We start from the raw sequence: 26,062 nt of genomic DNA on the forward strand, positions 1-26,062 counted from the left end.
GTGGCCGCGCATCTGCGCAGCGCGGCCGGTGCACTCGCCGGGCCGCAGCTGGAGCTCGCCGGTATCCGCAAGGTCTATGCCTCGGTGGTCGCCAACGACGGCATCGACCTGGTGGTTCAGCCCGGCGAGATCCACGCGATCCTCGGCGAGAACGGCGCGGGCAAGTCCACGCTGATGAAGATCATCTACGGCGTGACCGCGCCGACCTCGGGCGAGATCCGCTGGCGCGGCGAGCGCGTCGCGATCGGCAGTCCGAGCCGCGCGCGCAGCCTGGGCATCGGCATGGTGTTCCAGCACTTCGTGCTGTTCGAGACATTGACCGTGGTGCAGAACGTAGCCCTCGCGTTGCCGGGCCGGCCCGACCTGGACGACCTGGCCCAGCGCATCGATGCCGTCGGCCGCCGCTACGGGCTGCCGGTGGACCCGCGCCGGTCGGTGCATTCGCTGTCGGTCGGCGAGCGCCAGCGCGTGGAGATCATCCGCTGCCTGCTGCAGAACCCGCGCCTGCTCATCATGGACGAGCCCACCTCGGTGCTCACGCCGCAGGCGGTGCGCAAGCTGTTCGAGACGCTGCGGCAGCTGGCCGACGAGGGCTGCAGCATCCTCTACATCAGCCACAAGCTCGACGAGGTGCGCGAGCTCTGCCACAACGCCACGGTGCTGCGCGGCGGGCGCGTCACGGGCCATTGCGTGCCCGCCTGCGAGACGCCGGCCTCCATGGCCCGGATGATGATCGGCAAGGACCTGACCGCCTGCAGTCGCGGTGTGCCGGCCGCGCCTGGCGAGGTGCGGCTCGCGCTGCACGCACTCACGCAGCCAGCACAGCATCCCTTCGGCGTCGCGTTGCGCGAGGTGGGGCTGGAGGTGCGCGCGGGCGAGATCGTCGGCATCGCGGGCGTGTCGGGCAACGGCCAGCAGGAGCTCCTGCAGGCCCTGTCCGGCGAGGCGCCGTTGCCGCGCGAGGTGCGCGCTTCCGTTTCGCTGGACGGGCGGCCCGTGGGCCACCTGGGCAGCAGCGCTCGCCGCGCGCGTGGCCTGGGCTTCGTGCCGGAGGAGCGGCTGGGCCGCGGCGCCGTGCCGGCCATGAGCCTGGCTGACAACGCGCTGCTGACGGCGCACCGGCAAGGCCTGGTGCGGCGCGGACTGGTCCGGCGCGGCGCGGTGCGCGCTTTCGCGCAGCGCTGCATCGCCGAGTTCTCGGTCAAGTGCGCGGGCCCGCAGGCGCAAGCCGATGCCTTGTCGGGCGGCAATCTGCAGAAGTTCATCGTGGGACGCGAACTGATGCAGCGCCCGCGCGTGCTGGTGGCTGCACAGCCCACGTGGGGCGTCGACGTCGGGGCGGCGGCCTTCATCCGCCAGTCGCTGGTCGCGCTGCGGGACGCGGGCGCGGCGCTGCTGGTGGTGTCGGAGGAACTGGACGAGCTGTTCGAGATCTGCGACCGCATCGCAGTGATGGCCAACGGCCGGCTGTCGCCCGCCGTGCCCACGCACCAGACCGACGTGGAAACCATCGGCCTCTGGATGAGCGGCATGTGGCCCGAAGCCGGCGCCGCGACTGCCTCGCCAGCCACGCCCGCAACGGGCCCGGAGGTGCGCCATGTGGCCCAGGCTTGAGGCGCGTCCCGAGGCTTCGCGCCGCATGCGCTGGCTCTCGCCGCTGCTGGCGATCGGGCTGACGATGGCAGGCGGCCTGGCCTTGTTCGCCGCGCTGGGGCAGAACCCCGTGGCGGGCTTCAGGGTGTACTTCCTGCAACCCTTGCACGACGTGTATGGCCTGAGCGAGCTGCTCCTGAAAGCCACGCCGCTGATGCTGATCGGCGTCGGGCTGGCGGCGGGCTTCCGCGCGGGCGTGTGGAACATCGGCGCGGAGGGCCAGTTCATTCTCGGTGCGCTGTGCGCGAGCGCCGTCGCGCTGCAGGTCGGCGATGCATCGGCGCCGTGGGCGGTGCCTGCCATGGTGCTGGCCGGCGCCCTCGGCGGCGCGCTGTGGGCGGCCATACCGGCATGGCTTCGCACCCGCTGGGGCACCAACGAGATCCTGGTGTCGCTGATGCTGGTCTATGTGGCGCAGATGCTGGCGTCCTGGCTGATCTACGGCCCATGGAAGGACCCGGGCGGCTACAACTTCCCGCAGACCCGCAGCTTCGGCGACAGCGCGCTGCTGCCGATCCTGGTGGAGGGCACGCGCCTGCACGCGGGCTTCCTGCTGGCGCTGGCGGCGCTGCTGGCGGGCTACGTGTTCCTGCAGCTGAGCTTCCAGGGCTTCCAGCTCCAGGTGGCGGGCCAGGCCGGGCAGGCCGGGCGCTACGCCGGCTTTTCCGGCCGCCGCGCCGTGTGGGTCGGACTGCTGGCCGGCGGCACGCTGGCTGGCGTGGCGGGCATGACCGAAGTCGCCGGGCCGATGGGGCAACTCACCGCCCAGGTGTCCGCGGGCTATGGCTTCGCGGCCATCATCGTCGCGTTCGTCGGCCGGCTGCATCCGGCCGGCATCTTCGGCGCCAGCCTGCTGATGGCGCTGCTCTTCCTCGGCGGCGAGCAGGCGCAGCAGCACCTGAACCTGCCCTCGTCGATCTCGAAGGTGTTCCAGGGGATGCTGCTGTTCTTCCTGCTGGCCTCGGATCTTTTCATCGGCTACCGGCTGCGCTGGGAGCCCATCGCGTGGAGGGGGTTCACATGGACACGTCGCTGATCGCGTCCGTCATCGCCGCGACGCTGGTGGCCGGCACGCCGCTGATCATCGTCGCCATCGGCGAGCTGGTGACCGAGCGCGCGGGGGTGCTCAACCTCGGCGCCGAGGGCATGATGGCCGTCGGCGCGGTCGCCGGTTTCGCCGCGGCCCACGCGGGCGCCCATCCCTCGCTGGCCGCGCTCATGGGCATGGCCGCAGGTGCCGCGATGGCGCTGCTGTTCGGCTATCTGGCCCTGAGCTTGCAGGCCAACCAGGTGGCCTCGGGCCTGGCGCTGGCGATCTTCGGTGTCGGCCTGGCGGCCTTCTTCGGCAAGTCCTACGAGTCGGCACCGCTGCCTGCGGTGCCGCCGCTGCGCATCCCCGGCCTGGCAGACCTGCCGCTGATCGGTCCCGCGCTGTTCAACCAGCAGGTGCTGGTGTACGTGTCTTGGCTGCTGGTCGGCGGGACGGCCTGGTTCCTCGGGCGCAGCCGCGCGGGGCTGGTGCTGCGCGCGGTGGGCGAGTCGCCCGCGGCGGCGCATGCGGTCGGCTATCCGGTGATCGCCATCCGCTACGCGGCGGTGGCCTTCGGCGGCGCGATGGCCGGGCTGGGCGGGGCGTTCCTGTCGGTGTTCTACACGCCGCTCTGGTCCGAGGGCATGGTCGCCGGACGCGGCTGGATCGCACTGGCGCTGGTGGTCTTCGCGACCTGGAGGCCGCTGCGCGTGATGCTGGGCGCCTATTTGTTCGGTGGCGTGCTGGTGTCGCAGTTGTTCGTGCAGGGTGCCGGGCTGCGCATCGAGGTCCCGGCGCAACTGCTCTCCGCGCTGCCGTACCTCGCCACCATCGGCGTGCTGGTGCTGATCTCGCGCAACCCCGCCACCATCCGGCTGAACTCGCCGGCATCCCTGGGCCGCGCCTTCCGCCCCGACCGCTGATTTCCTCGCTCGTTCCACAACACCACGGAGACAACCCATGACACCCCGATTTCCGCTCGCGTGCCGCAAGGCCCCCCGCATCGTTTTGGCCGCCGGCCTCTTGGCCTTGCTGGGTGCGACCGCATCGGCCAGCGAGCCGCTGCAGACCTGCTTCCTCTATTCCAATCCGATCGGCGAAAGCGGCTGGACCTACCAGCACGAGCTGGCCCGCAAGGAGCTGGCCGCCGCGATGGGCAACCGCATCACCACCAAGTACGTGGAGAACATCGCCGAAGGTCCGGATGCCGAGCGCGTGATCCGCAACTTCGTGCAGGAGGGCTGCAAGCTGATCTTCACGCCGTCGTTCGGCTTCATGGAGCCGACCCTCAAGGTGGCGCGCCAGGCGCCGAAGGTGATCTTCATGAACGGCACCGGCTACAAGACCGCGGCCAACGTCGGCGTGTACAACGCGCGCTACTACGAGGGGCGCTACCTCGAAGGCGTCATCGCCGGCTCCATGAGCAAGAGCGGCGTGGTCGGCTACGTGGGTGCCTTCCCGATTCCGGAGGTGCTGCAAGGCGTGAACGCGTTCGCGCAAGGCATGCGCAGCGTCAACCCGAAGGCGCAGCTGCGGCTCATCTGGGTCAATGCCTGGTACGACCCGGGGCGCGAGCGCGACGCCGCCAATGCGCTGGTGAAGCTCGGCGTGGACACGCTCGCCTACGCCACGTCGGGCGTGTCGATCGTCACCACCGGCGAGGAGAAGGGCATCTACACGCTCGGCTACTACTCCGACATGTCGCGCTTCGGCCCGAAGACGAATCTCACCTCGGTGGTGCAGAACTGGGGCGGCTACTACATCAAGGTGGTCGAAGACGTGCTTGCGGGGCGATGGAAGTCCGACAACGTGATGGGTGGCCTGCGCGAAGGGATGATCAAGATGGCGCCGCTCAACCCGTCGCTGCCGGCCGAGGTGCGCGAGAAGGTCGGCCGCCTCGAGAAGGACATCGCCGAGGGGCGGCTGCATCCCTTCGCGGGGCCGGTGCTCGACCAGGAGGGCAAGTTGCGCGTGGCGGCCGGGCAAATCATTTCCGCGGCCGACCTGGCCAGCATGAACTACCTGGTGCAGGGCGTCGAAGGCCTGCTGCCCAAGCCATGACCGGGCGCTTGCTGATCCAGCACGCCCACAGCCTGTTCACCGGGTTGCGCGGCGCCCCGGCGCGCAGCGACGCGACCGACCTGCGCATCGCCGATGGGGTCATCACCGAGATGGGCCGCGGCCTTCGTGCGCACGCGGGCGAGCGCGTGCTGGACGCGAGCGACTGCGTGATCTACCCGGGCTGGGTCAACACCCACCACCACCTGTTCCAGTCGCTGCTGAAGGGTGTGCCCGCCGGGCTCGACGCCACGCTCAGCCCTTGGCTGCAGGCCGTGCCTTTCGCCTTCCGGCGTGGCTTCGACGAGCAGCGCCTGCGCATCGCCGCGCGCATCGGGCTGGTAGAGCTGCTGCGCTCGGGCTGCACCACCGTGGCCGACCACCATTACCTGTTCCAGCCCGGCGCAGACCACGACGCCGCCGCGCTGTTGTTCGAGGAGGCGCAGGCGCTCGGCATGCGTTTCATGCTGCTGCGCGGCGGCGCCACCGTCACGCGGCAGCTGGAAGACAGCGAGCGGCTGCACCAGGCGCCCGAGACGCTCGACCAGATGCTGGCCGCCGTCGAGCAGACCGCGGCGCGCTTCCACCAGCACGGCCCCTTCGCGCGCCGGCGCGTGGCGATGGCGCCGACTTCCGTGCACGTGTCGCTGCCGCGCGAGGAGCTCAAGGTGGTGGCGCGCGCCGCCCGCGCGCTCGGCCTGCCGCTGCACAGCCACATGTCGGAGTCGGTCGCCTATATCGAGTACTGCCGCGAAGTGCACCGCTGCCTGCCCATCGAGTACCTCGCGGACAACGAATGGCTCGGGCCGGACGTCTGGCTGGCGCACCTGGTCCACCTCTCGCCCGCCGAGATGAAGATGCTGGGCGACAGCGGCACCGGCATCGCGCACTGCCCGCAGAGCAACGCACGCCTGGCCGACGGGATCGCGCCGGTGCCGACGCTGGATCGCCTCGGCGTGCGAGTCTCCATCGGGGTCGACGGCGCGGCCTCGAACGAGGCGGCCGACATGATCAGCGAGTTGCATTTCGCCTGGCTGGTGCACCGCGCGCAGGCCGGCGCGCTGTCGCGGCCACGCCCGGAAGGCGAGGGCGAATCCGGCGCCGACGCGGTGACGGTGGAGCAGGTCGTGCACTGGGCCACGGCCGGCGGCGCCGCCGTGCTGGGGTTCGAGGGCGTCGGCACGCTGCAGGTGGGCCAGGCCGCCGACCTCGCCGTGTTCGACCTGGACGACCCGCGCTACTTCGGCCTGCATGATCCGGCGATCGGCCCGATCGTCAGCGGAGGCCGCCCGCGGCTGCGCTGGCTGCTGTGTGCCGGCGAGGTGGTCGTGGAGGACGACGGCATTCCGGGGCTGGACCTGGCGCGGCTGCGCGCGCAGGCCGGGGAGGCGGTGCGGGCGCTGCTGCGGGCGGGCTGAGGTCAATCGAAGCCGAACCCTTCCTGCAGCAGTTCGGACCTTGGCAGCTGGGGGCGCTCTGTCAGCAGCTTTCGAAGCCGCCGCATTTCACGCGGCTTGTTCATGCCGACGGCACCGACCACCAGGTCGCCTCGCAGGTGGACGAAGAGCCGCTCGCGTGCGCTCGACTGGCAGGCCAGCACGGCGTCGCCGCGCACCGGCGCGCCGACCACCTGCAGGTTCATGTCGTACTGGTCCGACCAGAACCAGGGCGGGGCTGCGCGCCCTGGCGCCTCGGGTTCACCGGTGCCGGTCGCAAGGGCTGCCATGTGCATCGCGGCCGTCTCGCCCTGCCGGTTGGCGTTCTCCCATGTTTCGATGCGAAGGGAATCGTCATGCCAGTGGCAGGCCTGCTCGGCGACGTCGCCGGCCGCGTAGATCTCCGGCACCGAGGATCGGCAATGACGATCGACCACGATGCCGGAGCGAACCAGCAGGCCCAGCCGCTGCGCCAGGGAGGTGTTCGGCGTGATGCCGATGCCGCCGACCACTGCACCGACCGAGAGCACGGACCCGTCCGACAGCCGCGCGCGCCGGACCTCCCGGCCGCCATCCAGGCCGGCGACGGACGTCCGCAATCGAAGGTCCACGCCGTGCGCTGCGTGAAGTGCGTGGAGCAAGGCTGCCGGCGCGCAGGGAAGCGTACGGCGGCAAAGCTGTTCCGCCTGCTCGACCACGGTGACCTCGACGCCCGCACCCCGGGCGGCGGCTGCCACCTCCAGCCCGATCCAGCTGCCTCCGACGACCAGCAGCCGCAGGGCCATCCGCGAGCACCGTCGAATGGATTCCTTCAGGGCAATGGCATCGCTCGCGTGCCGCAGGCAATGCACGTTGTCCAGATCGGCGCCGGGCATGCCGAGGCGGCGAGGCATGCCGCCGGTGGCGATCAGCAGGAAGTCGTACTCCAACGCCGTGCCGTCATTGCAGCTGATGGTTCTGGTGCGCACATCGCCGGCGACGGCCGTGCGCTCGGTGGCGATCCGCTCGTTCGGCCTGTGCCCCGGCGCCACCCACCGCAGCTCGCGCTCGGTGCCGCTCAGGTACTCCTTGGACAAGGGCGGTCTCTCGTAAGGGACATGAGCCTCGTCGCTGACGAGCGCGACGGGGCCGGGATAGTCGAGCTGTCGCAGCCTGCGCAAGGCGGCCCCTGCTGCCTGCCCACCACCCACGATGACGACACGTTGTCCAATGGCCCGCGCTGCGCGGGAAGCTGTCGGCGTCGTCGCACTCATGATTCGCCGGTGCTGGTCTTCGGAAGCTCGACCATGACCGCATCGTCTTCGACGCGCACCGCATAGGTCGCCAGATCGGCGCTCGCCACCGCCAGGCACTTGCCGGTGCGGATGTCGAAGAGCGCGCCATGCAATGGGCACTCGACGGACTCACCTTCGATGTACCCTTCGGAGAGCAGCGCGTAGGCGTGCGTGCAGACATCGTGGGTGGCGTAGATGCCGTCATCGAGGCGGTAGAGCGCCACGGGGATGCCCGAAAGCTTCACGCCCTTCGGCTCTCCCCGCTTGACGTCGTCCACGGCGCAGGCCCGCACCCAGTGCTTCGGTTCGCTGTTCATGGCCTGTGCTCAACGCGGCATGTTGCGCCAGTCGTCCTCCATGGACTTGAGGCGGCCGCCGGTCGCGGTGATGCCGGAATAGTCGCGCGCCTCGGCGGCAGCGCTCGCGGGCAGCTCGTCGGCCATGTATTGCCGCACGGCCTTCAGCAGGTGGCGGCGCAGCCGGATGATGGCCTGGTCCGCCGAGCACAGGTACTCGTCGGAACGCTCGACGATGGGCCCCATGCTGACCTGCGTCACGAAGTCTTCCACGACGATCTCAGTGAAGCCGGTGTGATTCCCGTTGGCCATCAGGCGACGGTTCTGTCCCCAGGCGCGATCGGCGTCGTGGCAGACGCCGCCGGCCATCGGCCAGGTGTTGGCGCGCTGGGCGCGCTTCATCGAATCGGTCGGCCGCTTCGTGTTGTAGTAGATGTACCACTGGATCAGGTGCGTGTCGTCGACCGGCACCGCGATGATGACGGTGCGGTCCTGCTCGTCGCCGGTGTTGATCGGCGGGATCAGCCCGTAGTAGGGCATCACGAACTCGGTGACGCGCGCCACGCACTGCCCGTCGGGCGCCTCGCGCAGGGCGGCCGCGCGGTAGCCGTAGGGCGTGTCGTCGAACTTGTAGCGCACGGCGTTGTTCACCCGCGCCGCGGCCATGTCCATGGTCGAATGAGCCAGGTGGCTCTGGTGCAGCAGGGCGATGTGCGAGGAGTCGATGGTGGCCTCGACACCCTGGAGCCAATTGGAGTTGAGCTCGAGCCCGCAGGAATACGCCTGTTCGGGGCCCAGGTTCATCCACTCGAAATTCGGAGCGGCCGGTGCTTCGCCGGTGCCCAGCCACGCCCAGACCAGCCCTGCGCCTTCGACGGTCGGATAGTGCTTCACATTCACGGTCTTGCGAAAGCATTCCGGGTTGGCGGCCTCGTTCGGCACTTCGAGGACTTCACCCGAAACGCAGATCTTCCAGCCGTGAAAGATGCAGCGCAGCGCGTTGTCTTCGTTGCGCGCCAGTGCGAGCGACACGCCGCGATGCGGGCATGCCTCGTTCAGGAAGCCGACGCGGCCGTCGTGCGTGCGATAGGCCACATACCGATGGCCGAACAGCTTCACGCGCACCGGCGCACCGCCAGGCTCCAGCCTGGAAGACAGGACCGCGGGCACCCAGTAGAGCTGCCGCAGCATCCGTCCCATGGGCGCATCGCCTTCGACCCGCGTGAGGAGTTCGTTCTCTTCCTTGGTTGTCATGGTGGCTCCTGATCCGATCGCAAAGTAGTTGAAAGTCGCCGGACTGTCTTCCTGAGAAGATAGATTGTCAAGTGACCAAAGGGTTTCTCCTATGGATGGTGACTGGGTTTGTCTCGAGGTGAATTGGGTAAATTGGATAAATCACCCTGTGCTGCCCGTGCATGAAGACGGCTGCCCTTGTGACACACCGAAGACGCGGTCCCGTCACCATCGCTCGCACAGCAAGACGCACCGCGGCGCAGGCGGCATGGCAAGGCCTGCGCCGGGCCCGTTTCTGCTTTGAAGAGTTGGGTAACTTGGGTAAACTCCGTGTTGGACAAACAGCCGACACACATGCCTGATCCCAACACTTCCCGGTTCGTCGATCTCTCTTCGCGTTCGGCGCGCGGAGCCTTGCCGCTGCGCGCCAAGCCTTATTGGCATATCCACTCGCCGCGAACCCACCTCGGGTACTACAAGGGCAGCCGTGGCGCTGCGTGGTATGGCCGGGTCTTCGTCGGCGAAGGCAAGTACCGGCAGATCAAGCTCGGCCCCAGCCACGACGACGGGCCGGACGGATTGACGTTTGAGACCGCCGTCGAATCGCTGTTGCGATGGGCGGACGGCGAGCAGGGCGGCCAGGCTGCGCTCGGCGGGCGTGCGGCGCCGAGGCCGTCTCCGGTTGACGCGGCCCGGCACGCGCGCAGGGCCAGCCAGTTGCAACCGAACCGGCTCGATGCCATCTCGCAAGCATGGGCACAGGAGCGCCCGGATGTCGATTTCTGGCTGCCGGGCTTCTTTCTGCGCATCGAGTTTGCCCACCACCTGCACGACCGCCGTGTGCAGGAAGTCGCCAAGCAGGCGGGGACGACGGTCGGCGATCTTCATGTGCTGCTCGCCCTGCGCCGCAACGGTGCCGACAGTGCCATGAGACCGACGGATCTCTACCGCGAATTGCTGGTGACCTCCGGCGCCATCACGAAGCGGCTGGACAGTCTTCGCGAACAGAAGCTCATCCAGCGCGCTGCCGCAAGCGACGATCGCAGATCGGAACTCGTGAAGCTCACGAAGCGGGGCCTCGCCGTGGCCGACACTGCGATGACGAGGATTGCGCAATCCCTCGAACAGATCGTCAAGGCCAGCGGCCTCGAGCGAGCGGAATTGCGGCGGATGGATGAGTCCTTCCGGCGACTGATCGCGGCCATGTAGGCCGAGGGGACAGGGTTAATGCTAGTGACTTTTGTCTTTCTAGGAAGATAATCGTTGGACAGTAATAGTTGGGCAAGTCGAGTCGAGTGAGTCCGGCATCTGCGGACGGCCACGGCCGCTTGTTCCAGTGATCGGATCCAACATGAATGTCCCCCGCAACGCTCTTTCCCGCCGCACGCTCCTGAAGGCTTCCATGGCGCCATTCGCCATGTCCCTCGGCACGGCAAGCTCGCAAGCTGCCGCCGACTTCCGCGGCGAGATCAAGCTGGGGCAGACGATGCCCTACAGCGGGCCGCTGTCGGCCCTGAGCGCGATCGGAAAAGTGCAGACGCGCTACTTCAAGATGGTCAACGATGGCGGCGGCATCAATGGTCGCAGCGTCAACCTGCTCACCGTCGACGATGCCTACAACCCCGCCAAGGCCGTCGAGCAGACGCGCAATCTGGTGGAGCGTGAAGGCGTCAAGGCGATGTTCGCCAGCATGGGGACGGCGCAGAACGTCGCCGTGCAGAAGTACCTGAACGGGAGAAAGGTCCCGCAGCTTTTTGTCTACGCCGGCAGCGACCGGTTTGCCGATCCGCAGAACTATCCGTGGACGCTCCCAGGCCTGCCGACCTTCTCGACGGAAGCCTCGGTGTACGCCGACTACGTTCACAAGGTGAATCCGGGTGCGAAGGTGGCGGTGCTCTACCAGAACGATGACTTCGGCAAGGAGTACCTGGCCTCCTTCAAGCGGCGCTTGCAGGAACTCGGGGGCAAGGCGCAGGTGGTGGCAGCGGCCGGCTACGAAGCCACGGCGCCCACCGTCGAGTCGCAGCTCATCACGCTGTCCGGCTCGGGCGCCGACGTGTTCATGAACATCACGAGCCCGAAGTTCACGATCCAGGCCATTCGCAAGGTCAGCGAACTGCCGTGGAAGCCGCTTCACATCATCCCCATCACCAGCAACTTCGTTGCGACGGTGCTGCGTGTGGCGGGGTTGGACAAATCGGTGGGACTGATCTCGGCGACACCGAGCAAGTCCGCCGGCGATCCGGAGTGGGCCGGCGACGCGGGCTTTCAGGAATGGCTTGGCTTCATGAAGAAGTACTACCCGGAAGGCGACACGACGGAGCAGTTGAACCTGGTGGGCTACAGCATGGGCTGCCTGATGACCGAGGTTCTGCGCCGCTGCGGCGACGAGCTGAGCTCCGAACGCATTCTCAAGGAGGCGACCTCTCTCAATAACGTTGCTCTTCCTGCGCTGATTCCCGGCATCACGGCGAACACATCGCCGAAGGACTACCGGCTGATCCAGCAGCTGCGGCTGCAGCGCTTCGACGGTTCTCGCTGGGTCCCGGTGACGGCTTGATGAATGCCGTGCTTTCGCGCAGCGATGCCGCGGCCGGGCTCGCCGCGGTGCAACGCGCGCCGCTTCTGCGGGTCGACAACCTGGGCGTGCGCTTCGGCGGCATCCAGGCGCTGTCGAATGTCTCCTTCTCGGTGCCGGGCGGCTTGATCTGCGGGATCATCGGGCCGAACGGTGCAGGCAAGACGACGCTCTTCAATTGCCTGAGCCGCATCTACGAACCGCATGAAGGGGGCATCACCTTCGACGGCAAGAACCTCTTGAAGGTGCAGTCCCACCAGGTTGCCGCTCTCGGGATTGCACGCACCTTCCAGAACGTGGCACTGTTCGATCGCCAGTCGGTCAGGAAGAACATAGAGACCGGCTGCTTCCTGCAGTTCGGCGGGCGCCATTTTTCTTCGCTGCTGCGCAACCGCAGGGGCATGCAAGACCGCCGCGAGGTGGACGACTGCGTCGACGCGCTGTTGGCGTTCGCGCGGCTGGGCGAAGTCGCCGCGACGCCGGTTTCGCAACTGTCGTTCGGCACCCGCAAGCGCGTGGAGCTGGCACGCGCACTTGCCATGCGGCCGCAGATCCTCTTGCTGGACGAGCCGGCGGCAGGGCTCAACCATCAGGACGTGGAGGAACTGATGGGCTGGATCCTCGAGATCCGGGACCGGATGGGGGTCACGGTGCTGCTCATCGAGCACCACATGAACCTGGTGATGCGAGTGTCCGACCAGGTCGTGGTGCTGGAGTTCGGCAGAAAGATTGCCGAAGGCACGCCCTGCGAGGTGGCGGCACACCCGGACGTGATCCGGGCTTACCTCGGAGCAGAGTCGTGACGCCCAACTTGCTGGAGGTCCGCGGGCTGTACTCGACCTACCAGTCGACGACCGTCCTCAAGTCGGTCGACCTCGACGTGGCCCGCGGCGGCATCACCGCACTGCTCGGCGCGAACGGAGCGGGCAAGACCACGGTTCTGCGCTCCATCAGCCAGGCCCTGGTGAAGACGCACGGCACCATCGTGTTCGATGGGCTGCGCATCGAAGGGCTGGCGTGCGACGCCATCGCACGCCTGGGCATTGCACACGTGCCGGATGGCAGAGGCACCTTCACGCAGTTGACGGTCGAGGACAACCTGTTCGTCGGTTGCATCACGCGTGCGCGTGGCGCCGACGCGAGGAACGACATGGAGCGCATGTATTCGCTCTTTCCGCGCCTCGCCGAGTACCGTAGAAAGCCGGCGGGCCTGCTCAGCGGCGGCGAGCAGCAGATGGTGGCGATCGCGCGGGCCCTCATGCTGCGGCCGCGCCTGCTGATGCTCGACGAGCCGTCGTTCGGGCTTGCGCCGATGGTCGTGCGGCAGATCTTCGACGTGCTCGCGCAGATCAATCGCGACACCGGCCTGAGCATTCTGGTGGTGGAGCAGAACGCACGGCTGGCGCTGGAACTCGCCCACAACGCCTATGTGCTCGAGGCGGGGCGGGTCGCCATCAGCGGCGCGGCCGAGGCGCTGCGCAACGACCCACGGGTGAAGTCAGCCTATCTTGGAATCTGAGGGGAGAGTCGAATGACGGAATTTGTGCAGCAGGTCGCCGCCGGCTTCGTGAACGGATGCATCTACGCGATGCTCGCCCTTGCGTTGGTCATGATCTATCGCGCGACCCATCATGTGAACTTTGCGCAGGGCGAGATGGCAATGTTCTCCACCTACATCGCCTGGTCGCTGATCCAGGCCGGACTTCCCTATGGCGTGGCTGCCCTGGCGGCCATCGCCTTCGGCTTCGTGGCGGGCGCCCTGGTGGAGCGTGTCGCCCTGCGTCCTCTTCACGATGCACCGCTGCTTGCGATCGTGACCGTCTTCGTCGCCCTGATGATCATCATCCAGAGTGCGGCCGGCCTGGTCTTCGGGCATGAGAGCCACAGCTTCGCGAGCCCGTTCGACACCTGGGGACGCTTCGGAGGCGGACTGGTTTCCGGACATGCGGTCGGTGTCGTGGCGGTCACCTTGCTGGTGCTGCTTTCCATGATGGCGTTCTTCCGCTTCACCCGGCTCGGGCTGGCCATGCGGGCGGCCGCGCTCAACCCGCTGTCGAGTTCGCTGTCGGGCGTGAACGTGAACCGGGTTCTCATGATCGGCTGGGGCGTGGCCGGTGCCATCGGTGCCGTGGCGGGCGTACTCGCCGCGCCCGTCGTCTTCCTCAGCCCTCACATGATGAGCGGCATCATGATCTATGGTTTTGCTGCCGCGGTGGTGGGGGGCGTCGACAGTCCGCCGGGGGCGATCCTGGGGGGCTTGGTGCTCGGAGTCGGGGAGAACCTGCTGGGGGCCTACGTGACGGGCAACGAGCTCAAGCTGACGATCGCGCTGGCCATCATGTTCGCGATCCTCGTGGTGCGGCCGCAGGGGCTGCTGGGCGGAAAGGCCGTGCAACGTGTCTGAGCCCATCAACCGCACCCACCGGTCGATGCGCCTCCTGCCACGCCTCCAGGGTGCGCCGGCCGTGGTCCTCCTGGTCGTGCTGGCTGCCGTTTCGGCATTGCTCTTGCCGGGGTATTGGGCGTTCAAGGTCGCGAGCCTGCTCATCCTCGCGCTGGCCGTTCGCAGTCTCCAGTTGCTGATCGGCGCGAGCGGCCAGATTTCGCTGGGGCACGGTGCATTCTTTGCGATGGGCGCCTACGCGGCCGGCGTTGTGCTTTCGCACCACTGGCTGCCTTCGTACGCAGTCGTCCCTGTCGCGATGGTGGTCTGCGGATTGCTCGGACTTCTATTCGGCCTTCCTGCAACGCGCCTGTCCGGCCCCTATCTGGCGCTGGCGACCTTTGCACTGGCGGTCGCGCTCCCACAACTGCTGAAGCACCCGCTTCTCGAATCATTGACGGGCGGCGTCAGCGGACTCAGCCTCGACCCGGCCGGCGCTCCGTTTGCCTTCCTGGGCATGCAGGCCGATCAATGGAACCTGCTGCACACGGCACTGTGGACGCTGCTCATCTATGGCGCCCTGCGCCGACTGCTGGAGGGACCCGCAGGCCTCGCGTGGATGACGCTGCGAGATCACCCGACTGCCGCCACGGCCGTGGGCGTCGACGTCAGGAAGTGGAGGATTGCCGCCTTCGCAGTCAGTGCCGCCGCCGTCGGAGCCGCCGGCGCCTTGAACACCCAACTTACCAACTTCGTGTCACCCGACAGCTTCACGGTGTTCCTGTCATTGAGCCTGCTGGTGGGTGTCGCACTCGCCGGCCCGAGTTCCGGGGTCGGAACGATGGTCGCGGCAGTGTTCCTGTCGGTGGTGCCGGACATCGCGGAGAAGCTGTCGCAGGAACTCACGGGCGTGATCTACGGCTGCGTGATGCTGGCGGCGGTCTTCGTGCTGCCCATGATCGGCAAGTGGCGCAGGCGCGTGGCGCTCGCCAAGGCACGCGCACCTGAGGCGGACCCGTCCCTGCGGCTGCCCACCCGAATCGGATCGTAGTCAAGGAAAGATGCAGGAATGCAAAGTCACAACAGGCCGCTCGAAGGCAAGGTGGCCGTGGTCACTGGTGCGACACGGGGCGTGGGCAAGGGCGTCGCCCTGGCCCTGGGCGAGGCGGGAGCCCTGGTCTATGCGACGGGCCGCACGCTCGAGTCCGGTTCATCGAACTGGCCGGGTTCCCTCCAGGAGACGGCCGACGAAATTGCGCGTCGCGGCGGGACGTGCATTCCCGTCGTCTGCGACCACGCCGACGACGGCAGCGTGAAGCGCTTGTTCGAGCGCGTGCACGACGAGCAGTCCGGCACGATCGACGTGCTGGTCAACAACGTCTTCGCGGCGCCTGCGCGGATGCCCGTCAATGTCCCGTTCTGGGAACTGGACGACGACATCTGGGAAACACTGTTGCGCGTCGGCCTGCGTTCCCATTACGTGGCCAGCCGCTGCGTGGCGCCGCGCATGGTCGCCCGGCGGCAGGGATTGATCGTCAATACCTCATCGGGCGGGGCGGTCAGGTACACCTTCAACGTGCCCTTCGGCGTACAGAAGGCCGGCGTCGACAAGATGGCCAAGGACATGGCGCACGACCTCAAACCCTTCAACGTTGCAGCGGTGGTGATCTGGCCCGGCTTCATCAAGAGCGAAAAGTTTCTCGCGCAGCCCGACCGCATGCCGGCAGCCCTGGCGCAGCGCATCATGGCCGACGGGGAGTCGCCGGAGTTTGCAGGCCGTGCCGTGGCGGCGCTCGCCGCAGATCCGCGGATCATGGAAAAGACCGGTCAGCTCCACCTGGTCGCCGAACTGGCGCAGGAGTACGGCTTCACCGATGTGGACGGGCGCATGCCCGCGACGCCCGCTCGCGTCTGACCCGTCGTCGGCCGCATTCCACACTCGTGGAAGAGGTCACGCGAGCCACCGTGAATAAAGGCGCTGCAGCAGGACGTGCATCTGCTGCGTCCGGCGAGGCAGGTCCCGGAGAACGTCGCGATAGTCGCTCGTGGCCGGGTTCGCCAGTGTGTTCTGCCGCAGCATCTGGTGGCCGTTGCGCTCGACCGCCAGGTGAACGAGTGCCGGCGTCATTTCCAGATGCGACTGGAGCAGCAGGTGGATGTTCTTGAGGACAAGGGCCTGGTTGCGGCAATGCACGCCCGTTGCAATGGCAACGGCATCTTCCGGTGGTTCGAAGCTGTCGGCATGCCACTGGAAGGTCGGCAGCACCTGGCCCGCATGCTCGCCCCACCATTCTCTTGCGGTCGGGTTGGCGTCCGCCGTGATCTCGCACCAGCCGATCTCGGGCCTCTCGAGCGTTCGGATGTCGCCGCCCAGTGCCAAGGCGATGATCTGGCTGCCCAGGCAGTGCCCTGCCACCGGAATGCCACGCCGGTCGGCATCGCGGATCAACGCGAGTTCGTCGGCGATCCACGGAAGTGGATCGCGTGCGCTCATGTAGCCGCCCATGAACACCAGCCCTCCGAAGCGCGACGCGTCCGTCGGCACGGCATCGCCGGCCACGACCCTGATCAGCTCGACCTCGCAGCCGAGGGACTCGAGGATCGGCACGGCCGCGCCGGGCGCACCCACTTCGGTGTGCTGGAAGACCGCGACAGGGCGGCGTGTCTTCATAGCGACCGCGCGGCGGCGTCGTAGACGACCTTGCCGTCGACGATCGTCTGCAAGGGCTTGATGTCCTTGATCTGTGCATCGGGGACCGACAGGTAGTCCGCCGAGAGCACGACCATGTCCGCGAACTTGCCCGCCTCGATCGACCCCTTCTTCTTTTCCTCGAAGGTGTAGTAGGGCCCGGCGTTCGTGTACAGGCGCAGCGCTTCCTCGCGCGTGAGCGCCTGGTCGGCGCCATAGACCTTGCCGTTCGGGTCCTTGCGCGTCACCATGACGTACAGGCCGACGAAGGGATTGAGGATGTTGACCGGGTTGTCGGTGCCGGCCGCGGTGCCCTCGACGCCGAGCGTGTCCAGCAGCCAGCGGCTGGGCACCGCGCGGTTGGCCAGCACGGGGCCCATGTAGCGCTCGACCGTGGCCGCCTTGTCCCACATGAAGATGTTCTGTGCGTCGACGCGCACGCCCAGCTGCTTGGCGCGCACGATCTGGTCCTTGGTCATGAGGCTGCCGTGAATCACGATGAAGCGCCCGCCCATGATCGACTTCTGCTTGTCTGCGGCTGCATACGCGTCGAGGACGAGATCGACCGCCGCATCGCCGACTGCATGAGTACCCACGCGCCAGCCGTACCGGTTGGCCAGCACGACGCTCTGCTTGTAGGCCTCGGGGTCGAGCGCGAGCGTGCCGTGGTTGTGCGCATCGTCGGCATACGCCTCGCGCACGCGCGCCGATTTCAGCGTCATGCCACCGTCAGCGACGATCTTGATCCCCGCGAGGCGCACCCAGTCGTTCCCGCTGTTGTCCTTGTACTTGGCCCGCTTGAGCATCTGCTCGAACTCCGCGGCTGTGGCAGCCCGGCTGATCCACTTCACGCCCGTGCGAACCGTTGATCGGCCGCGTTCGGCAAGCGCGAAGTAGGCGGCGATCTGCTCCTCGGTGAGCGCTGCGTCCACCGTGCTGGTAATGCCCGACTCGTTATAGATCCGTTGCGCGGCAGTGAGCTGGGTCACCAGCTGGTCGAAGCTCGGCTTCGGGATCTTGTTGGAGACGAGGTCCATGGCCGTTTCCTCGAGCACTCCCGTCGCGTCGCCGTTCGCATCGCGGAAGATCTTTCCTCCCACCGGGTCTTGGGTGGTGCGCGAGATCCCGGCCAGCTGCAAGGCCTTGGTGTTCGCCATCGCGAAGTGCCCCACGGTCTCCACGAAGAGCGGGTTGTTCGGCGAGACCGCGTCCAGCTCCTGGCGCGTCAGGTAACGCTGCTCGCGCAATTGCGAGGGCGGATGCCAGCGGCTGGTCTGCACCCATTCGCCAGCGGGGATCTTCTTCGACTTGATGAAGTCGGCAATGATGGCCTGGGCGTCGGCCACCGTCTTGGCCTTGATCACCTGCGCCGTGGTCTCCGCGGTACCAGCGCCGATCATGTGGCTGTGGCTGTCCATGAGGCCGGGGATGACCGTCTTGCCCTGCAGGTCGACGACGCGCGTGCCGGACCCGACGTACTTGCGAATCTCCTCGGAAGTCCCCACCGCGACGAACTTCCCGTCCTTGACTGCGATGGCCTGGGCGATGGAGAAGCGCTGGTCGACCGTGATCACCTTGCCGCCGAGATACACGGCGTCCGCGGTGGTGGTGGCGATGTTGGCGCACGAGGCCAGCGTAACCGCCGCCGACACGGCCGCGAGCGCCTTGAAGAGCAGCCTTCGGCCGGTGGCCGGTTGGCGCGGGTTACGCGGGTTACGCGGGTTACGCGAGGCGATCGTTGAAGTCATTGGAATCATTGGAAGCTCCTGTGTTGTTGTGGATGTGTTGTTCAGTGGCGCTGACGCCGAGAAAGCCTTCGAGCAGGCCGGCATTCCCGGCCAATTCGGCGCTCGGCCCTGCGTGCACCACGGTGCCGCGCTCCAGGACGATGGCCTGGTGCGTCATCTCCAGCGCGAGCACGGGGTGCTGCTCGACGACGATCGAGGGCAGGCCCTCGCTCTCGCACAGCCGGCGTATCGATCGGGCAAGCTCCTCGACGATGATGGGCGCCAGCCCCTCCATCGGCTCGTCGAGCAGCAGCAGCTTCGGATTGGTCATCAGCGCGCGGCCGATGGCCAGCATCTGCTGCTCACCCCCGGAGAGCTGGTTGCCGTAGTTGCCACGGCGTTCGCGCAGGCGCGGAAAGAACTCGTAGACGCGCCGAAGCTGCCAGGGGCCCGGCCGCGCGACCACTGTGAGGTTCTCCTCCACGGTGAGGGACGGGAAGACCTCGCGTTCCTGCGGCACCCAGCCCAGCCCGGCGCGCACGCGCCGGTACGAGGGCCGGCGGCTCAAGTCCTCGCCGCACCAGCGCACCGACCCGCGCATCAGGCGCGTGTTGCCCATCAGCGTTTCCAGCAGCGTGGTCTTGCCGACGCCGTTGCGTCCGAGCACGGCCAGGCTCTGGCCCGGCGCGAGCGAGAAGCTCAGCCCGTGCAGCACCACGGCGCTGCCGTAGCCGGCGACCACCTTGTCGAAGGCAAGCATCTCAGACATGCGCGACTCCGGCGCGCGCCGCGCCCGAGCGCCCGAGATAGACCTCGCGCACCCGCGCGTCGGCGCCGATCTCGGCCGGCGTGCCCTCGGTCAGGATCTGGCCGGCCACCAGCACGGAGATGCGGCGGGAGAAGCGGAAGACGAGGTCCATGTCGTGTTCGATGAACAGGATGCTGATGTCCTGGGGCAGTTCGGCGATGGCCTCGAAGAGCTCGCCGCTTTCGTCCTGAGGGACGCCTGCGGCGGGCTCGTCGAGCAGGAGGATGCGAGGCCGGGCCGCCATGGCAAGCGCGATCTCGAGCAGCCGCTGCTTCCCGTAGGCGAGCTCGGCCACCGGCACATCGGCGAGCGCGTCCAGCTTCAATCTGCCGAGCAGGGCATGTGCTTCGTCGTACACGGCCTTGTGGCGGGCGAGCGGGCGCCACCAGACGGCCCCCAGTCCCTCGCGCTCGCTGATGGCAAGCACCACCGACAGCAGGGGAGTGAGGCTCGGGAACAGCGTGTTGATCTGGAACGTTCGCGCGAGCCCCAGGCGCGCCCGCTTGTCGGCCGACAGCGTGGTGATCTCGTGTTCGCCCAAGTGGATGCTGCCGGTGCTGGGCCTGAAGACCCCCGTCAGCAGGTTGATGAGCGTGGTCTTGCCCGCGCCGTTCGGGCCGATGAGGGCCTGGCGGGCGCCGGGCTCCAGCACCAGCCGGACGTCGCTCACGGCCCGAAAGGCTCCGAACGAAATCCCCAGGTCGTGCGTGCGCAGTGTCGTCGCGCCGCTCATGTCGGCCTCCGCATCTTCACCAGGCGCGACAGCACGCCCATGATTCCGCCGCGGCCGAGCATCACGACGGCGATGAGGAAGATGCCCAGCCAGAACATCCAGTACTGGGGATTCAGGTCCGCAAACGCGTCGTGCACCAGCATGTACACGATGGCCCCTACGAGCCCGCCGTAGAGGCGGCCGGTGCCGCCCAGCACCAGGATGATTAACACCTCGGCCGAGCGGTTGAAGCCGATGGACTCGATGCCGACGAACTGCGTCGTCTGGGCCAGCAACGCGCCCGCGATGCCGGCGACCCCTGCGGACAGTGCATAGGCCATGCGCAACCGCGACTCGACCGGCGAGCCGACGGCCAGCATGCGTTTGCGGCTGTCATGGATGCCGCGCAACGCCAGTCCGAAGGGCGAGCGTGTGATGAGCCGCACCATCAGAAAGACGGCCAGCACCACGCTGTAGGCGTAGACGAAGGCGGTCCTGCCGAAGAGGTCGAACTCGAACAGGCCCAGCACCGGCGAGACCACCATGCCCTGCAGCCCATCGGTGCCGCCCGTGATGGAAGACAGGCGGTTGGCCAGCTCTGCCAGCAGCACGCAGACGCCGATGGTGATCATGAGCCGCGTGAGATCGGCGCCGCGGACCACCAGGTAGCTCAGCACGTAGCCGAGTGCCACGCACACGAGCAGGGCCAGGAGCACCCCCGAGAAGGCCTCCCCCCAGCCATGTCTGGCCAGCAAGCCGGCCGTGTAGGCCCCCGCGCCGAAGAAGGCCGCGTGGCCCACCGTCAGGATGCCCGCGTAGCCGAGCGCCAGGTCGAGCGCCACTGCGAACAAGCCGAAGATCAGGATCTGGCTCATCAACGTGAGCTTGTCCGGCAGCAGGAAGAAGCTCGCGGCCAGGACCAGCCAGAAAGCGATCTCTGCAAGGCGCAGCTGCCCCGCCGAAAGGTGAATGGCTCTCATGCGAGTCCCTTGCGCGGGATGATCCCGTTCGGCCGCAGCAGCAGCATGATGATCATCACGACGTAGATGAGGAATGCGCCGGCTTGCGGCAGGTAGTACTTCCCCGCAACGTCGACGACGCCTACCAGCAGCGCGGCGACGAACGGACCGGTGATGGTGCCGGCGCCGCCGACGCACACCACGATCAGGAAATACACCAGGTACTTGAGCGGAAAGGACGGCTCCAGCCCCAGCATGCCGAGGCTCAGCGCACCGCCGAGGCCCGCCAGTCCACAGCCGAGCGAGAAGGTCAGGAAGAACAGGCGTTGCACGTGGATGCCGGTGCCGCCGGCCACGCGCTGGTTGTCCACCGCAGCGCGCACCATCGCGCCGTAGCGCGTCCTGCCGAGCACGAGCAGCAGCGCGGCGAGCACCAGCGTGCCGCACAGGATGAGGAACAGGCGGTAGCGGCCCACCTCCACCCCGAGCAGCGAGATCCGGCCGTCCAGCACCGCCGGCAGTTCGAAGGCCTGCGGGCTCGGGCCGAAGAAGTAGGTGAAGGTGGCGACAGAGACGAACACGATGCCGATGGACAGCAGCACCTGGTCCAGCGGATGCGCGCGATAGAGCCGCCTGTAGAAGACGAACTCCAGCACCGCCCCGACCACGGCCGCCGCCACGAATGCCGCCGCCAGCGAGGCCACGAAGCCCATGCCGAAGCGGCTCATCAGTACGCTGGTCGCATACCCGCCGACCATCGCGAAGCTGCCGTGCGCGAGGTTGACGAAGTTCATCAGTCCCATCGTGATGGAAAGGCCCACGCCGATGAGGAAGAGGAGCATGCCGTAGGCCACCCCGTCGAAGATCACGATTCCCATGGATTGCCCGATGCTTGGGTGCAGTGCGATGCCGTGCTGGCGCCGGCTTCGACTACTTGCCTTCCTTGGCCGGGTCCTTCACGCGCTCGAACTTGTCGAGTTCGACGTTCACGAGCTCGCCCTTGACGCGCTCGGTCCTGCGGATGTAGACCGTCTGCACGATGTCGCGCGTAGCCGGGTCGATCTCGACCGGGCCGCGCGGGCTCTCGAACTTCACGCCCTTGAGCGCTTCCATGACCTTGTCGCCGGAAACGTCGCCCTGGGTCTTTGCCAGCGCGAGCTCGATGGCCTCCATCGCGTCGTAGGCGGTGACCGCGAAGTAGCTGGGGCGCAGCTTGCCGCCGAACTCTGCCGCGAAGTCCTTCACGAACTTCTGGTTCTTCGGCGAGTTGTGGGCATAGGAGTAGTGATGGCTCGTGAGCAGGCCCAGCGCCACGTCGCCGGTGGCGTCGAGGTAGCTGTCGTCGGTCGCCTCCCCCGTGGCAAAGAGCTTGATGCCGGCTTCTTCCATGCCCCGCTCCTTCCACACCTTGAGGAAGGCCGGCGGCATCACGCCCGAGGGAAAGAAGAAGAACACGGCTTGTGGCTTCGCGTCCTTGATGCGTTGCACGTAGGCCGAGAAGTCCGGGTTGTTCATCGGCGTGCGCACCTCACCGGCGATCTTGCCGCCGCCGGCGGCGAAGGCCTTCTTGAAGGCCGTTTCGGCGTCGACGCCCGAGGCGTAGTCCGCCACCACGGTGTAGGCCTCCTTCACGCCCTGCGCGAGCATGTACCGGGCCATCGGTTCGGTGACCTGTTGCACCGTGAAGGACAGGCGGGCAACGTAGGGAGAACTGGTGGTGATGGCCGAGGAGGCCGCGTTCATCACGATGGCGGGGATCCTGGCCTGCGTGGCAATCGCGCCGACGGCATAGGCGTTGGGACTGAAGTCCAGGCCGGTGAGGATGTTGGCCTTGTCCCGGACGATCAGTTCCTGCGCAATGCGCTTGGCTGCGTCGGGCGCGGGACCGCCGGTGTCCTTCTTGATGATCTCGACCTTGCGGCCCGCGATCTTGCCGCCGTGTTCCTTGAGGTAGAGGGCGATGCCCGCATCGAACTGGCGGCCGTAGTCGGCGTAGGGGCCGGAGTAGGTCGCGATCAGGCCGATGCGAAGCGGCTCGTCGGCTGCGCTGGCGTGGCCCGCGAAGCCCATGGCGCCGATGCAGGTCAGGGCCAGGCTCAAAGTCGCGAGCACGTTTCTCTTGTTCATCATCGTGGAAGCTCCGTTCAGTGGGGATGGCCGGCGTACCGGCGGGAGGAGGGAAGTGGAAGAGGAGGAGGTTCAGGACGGGACGGCGCCCGCCTTGAGGTCGAAGGATTCGTCGGCAATCTGTGCGGCGGTGAAGCGCGCCCGCGCAGCGATCAGCTTGCGGCTCAGCATGTGCTCGGCGGGCCGGTTGACCGAATGGGAGGCGACCAGCGTTCCGTCGCGCAAATAGAAGACGCTGAAGCGATCGCTGCTCATGTCTCCGCGCGTGACCACCTCGTCGCCGTGCACGGGCAGGCCGGCCATCTGGAACTTCAGGTCGAACTGGTCGCTCCAGAACCAGGGCACCGCCGTGCAGGGCTGTTCCTTGCCGACCAGCAGCGAAGCCAGTGCCTTGGCGCCGTCGTTGGCCGCCTGGATGGACTCGAGCCGCATGCGTGCCGGGCCGCCAGGCACCGGTGCAAGCGCCATGTTGGCCACGTCGCCTGCCGCAAGGACATGCGGCGCAGAGCTGCGCCCGAGCGCATCGACCACGACGCCGTTGTCGGTCGCAATGCCTGCCTGCTGCGCGAGCTCCACATTCGGTGTGACGCCGATGCCGAGCACGACCATGTCGCAATCGATGCGGCTGCCGTCGTCCATCTCGACCGCGCCGATGCGCCCTTGGCTGCCGTGCAGCGCGCGCACGCCGCGGCCGGTGAGGAGATGGATGCCTCGGCGCCGTTGTGCGCTTTCGACATAGGCCGACATGAGGGGCGGGAGGGCGCGGGTCAGAAGATGCGGCTGTGCCTCGACCACCGTGACCGCGACGCCTCGCGAGCACAGTGCCGAGGCCACTTCCAGGCCGATGAAGCCACCGCCGATCACGCAGCAGCGCTGCACCCTGTCTGCCGCCGCGGAAATTCGCATCGCATCGTCGAGCGTGCGCAAGTCGAACACGCCTTCCAGTGCCGAGCCGGGAAGCGGCAGCCGCCTGCAGCGTGCGCCGGTGGCCAGGGCCAGCCAGCCGTAGTCGAGCCTCGTACCGTCGTCGAGCGTGACGGTGCGCGCGCCGATGTCCATGGCTTCCGCGCGGCGGCCGAGCAGGAGCTCGATGTCGTTCTGCGCATAGAAGTCCGGGCCGCGCAGCGCCAGCCTGTCGATGCTGGTCTTGCCGGTCAGGAAGCCTTTGGACAGAGGCGGACGCTGGTAGGGTGCATGCAGTTCGTCTCCGACGATCACGATCCGTTCCGCAAAGCCGAGTTCGCGTGCGGTGGCAGCGATCTGGACGCCCGCGTACGAGGCACCGACGATCACGAGGGCAGGGGCGGCCGACATCAACTTTGCGATTCCGGCACGCGCACGGTCAAGCCGTCCAGCTCGGCCGTCACCGGGAGCTGGCAGCTCAGGCGGCTGGTGGGCAGGCGCTCGGACGCGACGCCGTCCAGCAGCTCGTTTTCCATGTCGTCCGGCGGCGCAAGCATGTCGACGAAGGCCTCGTCCACGTAGACATGGCATGTCGCGCAGGAGCAGGAGCCTCCGCACTCGGCGTCGATGCCGCGGACGTTGCCGCGGATGGCGTTCTCCATCACGCTGGAGCCGAGCCTGGCGTCGACGCTCTGGGTCGTGCCGTCCTTGAGGATGTAGTGGATCGTGGGCATGTCGGGCCTAGAACATGTCGAAGTACTCGCGGTGTTCCCACTCGCTGACTTCGAGGTTGAAGCGGGCGATCTCCGCTTGCTTGATGTGGCAGAAGTAGTCGACGAAGGCCTTGCCCATCTGCTCGTTCAGCATCGTGTCCTGGCGCAGGCAGGCCAACGCTTCGTCCAGCGAGCGGGGCAGTTGCTCGGCGGGTGTCTCGTAGGGCGCATCCGCGGAGGGTCCGGGATTCGTCGCCTTGCGCATGCCGTCCAGGCCCGAGAAGAGCTGAGAGGCCAGGTAGAGGTAGGGGTTGGCCGTCGGCTCGCCCACGCGGTTCTCGATGCGGGTCGCGTTCTGGCCAGCTCCCCCGAGCACGCGCAGCATTGCGCCGCGATTGTCGCGAGCCCAGATGGCGCGGTCGGGCGCGAGCGAGAAGGGGCGGTAGCGGCGGTAGCCGTTGATCGTCGGGCTCGCCAGTGCTGCGGCACCGCAGGCGTGTTCCTTGAGCCCGCCGAGGTAATGCAGCCCCAGCTCGCTCAGGTCCTGGCCGGCCGTTTCCGGCATGAAGGCGTTGACGCCATCGGTCTTGCGCTTGAGCGACTGGTGCAGGTGCCAGCCGCTGGACATCACGTTGGGAATGCGCGGGCGGCACATGAACGTGGCGTGATAGCCGTGACGCTGGCAGATCTGCTTGATCGCGCTGCGCAGCAGCACCATCGTGTCGGCCGGCAGCAGGCCAGGGGTCGGGCCGAAGGTCAGCTCGAACTGGCTGGGGCCGAACTCGATCTCGAGCGAGCGCAGCGGCAGGCCCAGCGCAATGAGCTGCGAGCGCAGCAGCTCCATCACGGAATCGACGCGGTCGTAGCGCAGCTCGGTCAGGTACTGGTGGCCATGGGACAACAACGAGACGCTCGGCGGCTCGCCCGGTTGCCCCGAGTCGGCCAGGCCCAGGCGCGGGTCGTCCAGCTTGAAGACGTGGAACTCCACTTCGAGTCCGGCGATGAAGTCCAGGCCCCTGGCGTCGAGCTGGCGCAAGGCGCGCTGCAGGATCTGCCGGGTCGCATAGGGACAAGGACTGCCGTCGCCCATGTAGGCGTCGCACAGCACCCAGCCGGTTCGAGCTGTCCACGGCAGCACCTTGAAGGTCGACGGATCGGCCACGATGGTGAAGTCCGCCCCGCCCTGGAAGCCTTCGATGGCGAAGCCGCCACCGGTCGAGAAAACCGGGAACACGGTCTTGTGCGAGGTGTCCTTGGCGAGCAGGGTCGAGGTGAGGTTGACACCCTCCCACAGCGCCGCGCGGGCTTCGCTCGCGACCAGCGTCTTGCCGCGCAGCAGTCCGTGCTGGTCGGGCCACGCAAAGCGCACCAGGTCGAACTCGCCGGCGTCGATGCGGCGGACCAGTTCCTGTGCCTGCTTCAGTTGGTCATCGGTCCACAGGCCGTGACGGTCGACAAATGAGCTCATTGGCGGGCCGCCGTG

25 protein-coding genes are annotated in these 26,062 nt (G+C 67.5%); 12 read left to right on the plus strand and 13 right to left on the minus strand.

Annotated features, from left to right (window positions below; translation table 11 throughout):
- The 5 genes from E5CHR_RS05795 to E5CHR_RS05815 are packed head-to-tail and all read left to right on the plus strand — an operon-like array spanning window position 1 to window position 6,159.
- The gene (locus E5CHR_RS05795) at window positions 1–1,614 is read left to right on the plus strand and encodes an ABC transporter ATP-binding protein (RefSeq protein WP_162578804.1); all 1,614 of its coding nucleotides are present in this window, start codon (window positions 1–3) and stop codon (window positions 1,612–1,614) included.
- The gene (locus E5CHR_RS05800; RefSeq protein ID WP_162578805.1) at window positions 1,598–2,689 is read left to right on the plus strand and encodes an ABC transporter permease; all 1,092 of its coding nucleotides are present in this window, start codon (window positions 1,598–1,600) and stop codon (window positions 2,687–2,689) included. The genes E5CHR_RS05795 and E5CHR_RS05800 overlap by 17 nt, the downstream gene beginning before the upstream one ends.
- Entirely contained in the window at window positions 2,674–3,606 is a 933-nt protein-coding gene (locus tag E5CHR_RS05805) for an ABC transporter permease (protein ID WP_162578806.1), read from the plus strand. The genes E5CHR_RS05800 and E5CHR_RS05805 overlap by 16 nt, the downstream gene beginning before the upstream one ends.
- A gap of 37 nt (window positions 3,607–3,643) precedes the next feature.
- Window positions 3,644–4,744, plus strand: coding sequence for a BMP family ABC transporter substrate-binding protein (locus E5CHR_RS05810; protein WP_162578807.1), 1,101 nt, complete (start codon window positions 3,644–3,646; stop codon window positions 4,742–4,744).
- The gene (locus E5CHR_RS05815) at window positions 4,741–6,159 is read left to right on the plus strand and encodes an amidohydrolase family protein (protein ID WP_162578808.1); all 1,419 of its coding nucleotides are present in this window, start codon (window positions 4,741–4,743) and stop codon (window positions 6,157–6,159) included. Before E5CHR_RS05810 ends, E5CHR_RS05815 begins: the two co-directional genes overlap by 4 nt.
- 2 nt (window positions 6,160–6,161) lie before the next feature.
- Here the strand turns inward: E5CHR_RS05815 and E5CHR_RS05820 are convergent, their stop codons facing one another.
- The 3 genes from E5CHR_RS05820 to E5CHR_RS05830 are packed head-to-tail and all read right to left on the minus strand — an operon-like array spanning window position 6,162 to window position 9,001.
- Complete coding sequence (locus E5CHR_RS05820) at window positions 6,162–7,430, minus strand: NAD(P)/FAD-dependent oxidoreductase (protein WP_162578809.1); 1,269 nt, start codon at window positions 7,428–7,430, stop codon at window positions 6,162–6,164.
- Complete coding sequence (locus E5CHR_RS05825; RefSeq protein WP_162578810.1) at window positions 7,427–7,768, minus strand: non-heme iron oxygenase ferredoxin subunit; 342 nt, start codon at window positions 7,766–7,768, stop codon at window positions 7,427–7,429. Before E5CHR_RS05825 ends, E5CHR_RS05820 begins: the two co-directional genes overlap by 4 nt.
- A gap of 9 nt (window positions 7,769–7,777) precedes the next feature.
- A complete protein-coding gene (locus E5CHR_RS05830) occupies window positions 7,778–9,001 on the minus strand; it encodes a Rieske 2Fe-2S domain-containing protein (protein WP_162578811.1) in 1,224 nt (407 codons plus the stop codon).
- 333 nt (window positions 9,002–9,334) lie between these two features.
- Here E5CHR_RS05830 and E5CHR_RS05835 point away from each other — a divergent pair, with 333 nt between their 5' ends.
- From E5CHR_RS05835 to E5CHR_RS05865, 7 genes are all read left to right on the plus strand, one after another.
- A complete protein-coding gene (locus E5CHR_RS05835; protein ID WP_162578812.1) occupies window positions 9,335–10,189 on the plus strand; it encodes a MarR family winged helix-turn-helix transcriptional regulator in 855 nt (284 codons plus the stop codon).
- Between the two features lie 142 nt (window positions 10,190–10,331).
- Window positions 10,332–11,540 carry an ABC transporter substrate-binding protein gene (locus E5CHR_RS05840; protein ID WP_162578813.1) on the plus strand — a complete coding sequence of 403 codons (1,209 nt, stop codon included), beginning with the start codon at window positions 10,332–10,334 and terminating at the stop codon, window positions 11,538–11,540.
- Window positions 11,540–12,361 (plus strand): ABC transporter ATP-binding protein, encoded by an 822-nt coding sequence (locus E5CHR_RS05845; RefSeq protein WP_162578814.1) that lies wholly within the window; start codon window positions 11,540–11,542, stop codon window positions 12,359–12,361. The genes E5CHR_RS05840 and E5CHR_RS05845 overlap by 1 nt, the downstream gene beginning before the upstream one ends.
- On the plus strand, window positions 12,358–13,077 hold the full coding sequence (locus E5CHR_RS05850) for an ABC transporter ATP-binding protein (protein ID WP_162578815.1): 720 nt from the start codon (window positions 12,358–12,360) through the stop codon (window positions 13,075–13,077). The genes E5CHR_RS05845 and E5CHR_RS05850 overlap by 4 nt, the downstream gene beginning before the upstream one ends.
- Before the next feature lie 12 nt (window positions 13,078–13,089).
- A complete protein-coding gene (locus tag E5CHR_RS05855) occupies window positions 13,090–13,962 on the plus strand; it encodes a branched-chain amino acid ABC transporter permease (RefSeq protein ID WP_162578816.1) in 873 nt (290 codons plus the stop codon).
- The gene (locus E5CHR_RS05860; protein WP_232061973.1) at window positions 13,955–14,992 is read left to right on the plus strand and encodes a branched-chain amino acid ABC transporter permease; all 1,038 of its coding nucleotides are present in this window, start codon (window positions 13,955–13,957) and stop codon (window positions 14,990–14,992) included. The genes E5CHR_RS05855 and E5CHR_RS05860 overlap by 8 nt, the downstream gene beginning before the upstream one ends.
- Before the next feature lie 18 nt (window positions 14,993–15,010).
- Window positions 15,011–15,856 carry an SDR family NAD(P)-dependent oxidoreductase gene (locus tag E5CHR_RS05865; RefSeq protein ID WP_162578817.1) on the plus strand — a complete coding sequence of 282 codons (846 nt, stop codon included), beginning with the start codon at window positions 15,011–15,013 and terminating at the stop codon, window positions 15,854–15,856.
- A gap of 36 nt (window positions 15,857–15,892) precedes the next feature.
- On the opposite strand, the gene E5CHR_RS05870 is transcribed toward E5CHR_RS05865, so the two are convergent.
- From E5CHR_RS05870 to E5CHR_RS05915, 10 genes are all read right to left on the minus strand, one after another.
- Complete coding sequence (locus E5CHR_RS05870) at window positions 15,893–16,612, minus strand: type 1 glutamine amidotransferase (RefSeq protein ID WP_162578818.1); 720 nt, start codon at window positions 16,610–16,612, stop codon at window positions 15,893–15,895.
- Window positions 16,609–18,378, minus strand: coding sequence for an amidohydrolase (locus E5CHR_RS05875; protein WP_162578819.1), 1,770 nt, complete (start codon window positions 18,376–18,378; stop codon window positions 16,609–16,611). Before E5CHR_RS05875 ends, E5CHR_RS05870 begins: the two co-directional genes overlap by 4 nt.
- A complete protein-coding gene (locus E5CHR_RS05880) occupies window positions 18,353–19,126 on the minus strand; it encodes an ABC transporter ATP-binding protein (protein ID WP_162578820.1) in 774 nt (257 codons plus the stop codon). Before E5CHR_RS05880 ends, E5CHR_RS05875 begins: the two co-directional genes overlap by 26 nt.
- A complete protein-coding gene (locus tag E5CHR_RS05885; protein ID WP_162578821.1) occupies window positions 19,119–19,898 on the minus strand; it encodes an ABC transporter ATP-binding protein in 780 nt (259 codons plus the stop codon). The genes E5CHR_RS05880 and E5CHR_RS05885 overlap by 8 nt, the downstream gene beginning before the upstream one ends.
- A complete protein-coding gene (locus tag E5CHR_RS05890) occupies window positions 19,895–20,857 on the minus strand; it encodes a branched-chain amino acid ABC transporter permease (RefSeq protein WP_162578822.1) in 963 nt (320 codons plus the stop codon). Before E5CHR_RS05890 ends, E5CHR_RS05885 begins: the two co-directional genes overlap by 4 nt.
- Window positions 20,854–21,714 (minus strand): branched-chain amino acid ABC transporter permease, encoded by an 861-nt coding sequence (locus E5CHR_RS05895; protein ID WP_162578823.1) that lies wholly within the window; start codon window positions 21,712–21,714, stop codon window positions 20,854–20,856. The genes E5CHR_RS05890 and E5CHR_RS05895 overlap by 4 nt, the downstream gene beginning before the upstream one ends.
- Before the next feature lie 52 nt (window positions 21,715–21,766).
- The gene (locus E5CHR_RS05900) at window positions 21,767–22,966 is read right to left on the minus strand and encodes an ABC transporter substrate-binding protein (RefSeq protein WP_162578824.1); all 1,200 of its coding nucleotides are present in this window, start codon (window positions 22,964–22,966) and stop codon (window positions 21,767–21,769) included.
- 69 nt (window positions 22,967–23,035) lie between these two features.
- Window positions 23,036–24,277 carry an NAD(P)/FAD-dependent oxidoreductase gene (locus E5CHR_RS05905; RefSeq protein ID WP_162578825.1) on the minus strand — a complete coding sequence of 414 codons (1,242 nt, stop codon included), beginning with the start codon at window positions 24,275–24,277 and terminating at the stop codon, window positions 23,036–23,038.
- Entirely contained in the window at window positions 24,277–24,600 is a 324-nt protein-coding gene (locus E5CHR_RS05910; protein ID WP_162578826.1) for a 2Fe-2S iron-sulfur cluster-binding protein, read from the minus strand. The genes E5CHR_RS05905 and E5CHR_RS05910 overlap by 1 nt, the downstream gene beginning before the upstream one ends.
- 7 nt (window positions 24,601–24,607) lie before the next feature.
- Window positions 24,608–26,047 carry a glutamine synthetase family protein gene (locus E5CHR_RS05915; protein ID WP_162578827.1) on the minus strand — a complete coding sequence of 480 codons (1,440 nt, stop codon included), beginning with the start codon at window positions 26,045–26,047 and terminating at the stop codon, window positions 24,608–24,610.
- Between the last annotated feature and the right edge of the window lie 15 nt (window positions 26,048–26,062).

It is taken from the genome of Variovorax sp. PBS-H4 (genome assembly GCF_901827205.1).
Taxonomy (GTDB): domain Bacteria; phylum Pseudomonadota; class Gammaproteobacteria; order Burkholderiales; family Burkholderiaceae_C; genus Variovorax.

What these genes read in the sequence shown, in the direction of transcription:
- E5CHR_RS05800 (WP_162578805.1), top strand. Translation starts at nt 1,598, where the DNA reads ATGTGGCCCAGGCTTGAGGCGCGTCCCGAGGCTTCGCGCCGCATGCGC.
- E5CHR_RS05805 (WP_162578806.1), top strand. Translation starts at nt 2,674, where the DNA reads ATGGACACGTCGCTGATCGCGTCCGTCATCGCCGCGACGCTGGTGGCC.
- E5CHR_RS05810 (WP_162578807.1), top strand. Translation starts at nt 3,644, where the DNA reads ATGACACCCCGATTTCCGCTCGCGTGCCGCAAGGCCCCCCGCATCGTT.
- E5CHR_RS05815 (WP_162578808.1), top strand. Translation starts at nt 4,741, where the DNA reads ATGACCGGGCGCTTGCTGATCCAGCACGCCCACAGCCTGTTCACCGGG.
- E5CHR_RS05820 (WP_162578809.1), bottom strand. Translation starts at nt 7,430, where the DNA reads ATGAGTGCGACGACGCCGACAGCTTCCCGCGCAGCGCGGGCCATTGGA.
- E5CHR_RS05825 (WP_162578810.1), bottom strand. Translation starts at nt 7,768, where the DNA reads ATGAACAGCGAACCGAAGCACTGGGTGCGGGCCTGCGCCGTGGACGAC.
- E5CHR_RS05830 (WP_162578811.1), bottom strand. Translation starts at nt 9,001, where the DNA reads ATGACAACCAAGGAAGAGAACGAACTCCTCACGCGGGTCGAAGGCGAT.
- E5CHR_RS05835 (WP_162578812.1), top strand. Translation starts at nt 9,335, where the DNA reads ATGCCTGATCCCAACACTTCCCGGTTCGTCGATCTCTCTTCGCGTTCG.
- E5CHR_RS05840 (WP_162578813.1), top strand. Translation starts at nt 10,332, where the DNA reads ATGAATGTCCCCCGCAACGCTCTTTCCCGCCGCACGCTCCTGAAGGCT.
- E5CHR_RS05845 (WP_162578814.1), top strand. Translation starts at nt 11,540, where the DNA reads ATGAATGCCGTGCTTTCGCGCAGCGATGCCGCGGCCGGGCTCGCCGCG.
- E5CHR_RS05855 (WP_162578816.1), top strand. Translation starts at nt 13,090, where the DNA reads ATGACGGAATTTGTGCAGCAGGTCGCCGCCGGCTTCGTGAACGGATGC.
- E5CHR_RS05865 (WP_162578817.1), top strand. Translation starts at nt 15,011, where the DNA reads ATGCAAAGTCACAACAGGCCGCTCGAAGGCAAGGTGGCCGTGGTCACT.
- E5CHR_RS05870 (WP_162578818.1), bottom strand. Translation starts at nt 16,612, where the DNA reads ATGAAGACACGCCGCCCTGTCGCGGTCTTCCAGCACACCGAAGTGGGT.
- E5CHR_RS05875 (WP_162578819.1), bottom strand. Translation starts at nt 18,378, where the DNA reads ATGACTTCAACGATCGCCTCGCGTAACCCGCGTAACCCGCGTAACCCG.
- E5CHR_RS05880 (WP_162578820.1), bottom strand. Translation starts at nt 19,126, where the DNA reads ATGTCTGAGATGCTTGCCTTCGACAAGGTGGTCGCCGGCTACGGCAGC.
- E5CHR_RS05885 (WP_162578821.1), bottom strand. Translation starts at nt 19,898, where the DNA reads ATGAGCGGCGCGACGACACTGCGCACGCACGACCTGGGGATTTCGTTC.
- E5CHR_RS05890 (WP_162578822.1), bottom strand. Translation starts at nt 20,857, where the DNA reads ATGAGAGCCATTCACCTTTCGGCGGGGCAGCTGCGCCTTGCAGAGATC.
- E5CHR_RS05895 (WP_162578823.1), bottom strand. Translation starts at nt 21,714, where the DNA reads ATGGGAATCGTGATCTTCGACGGGGTGGCCTACGGCATGCTCCTCTTC.
- E5CHR_RS05900 (WP_162578824.1), bottom strand. Translation starts at nt 22,966, where the DNA reads ATGATGAACAAGAGAAACGTGCTCGCGACTTTGAGCCTGGCCCTGACC.
- E5CHR_RS05905 (WP_162578825.1), bottom strand. Translation starts at nt 24,277, where the DNA reads ATGTCGGCCGCCCCTGCCCTCGTGATCGTCGGTGCCTCGTACGCGGGC.
- E5CHR_RS05910 (WP_162578826.1), bottom strand. Translation starts at nt 24,600, where the DNA reads ATGCCCACGATCCACTACATCCTCAAGGACGGCACGACCCAGAGCGTC.
- E5CHR_RS05915 (WP_162578827.1), bottom strand. Translation starts at nt 26,047, where the DNA reads ATGAGCTCATTTGTCGACCGTCACGGCCTGTGGACCGATGACCAACTG.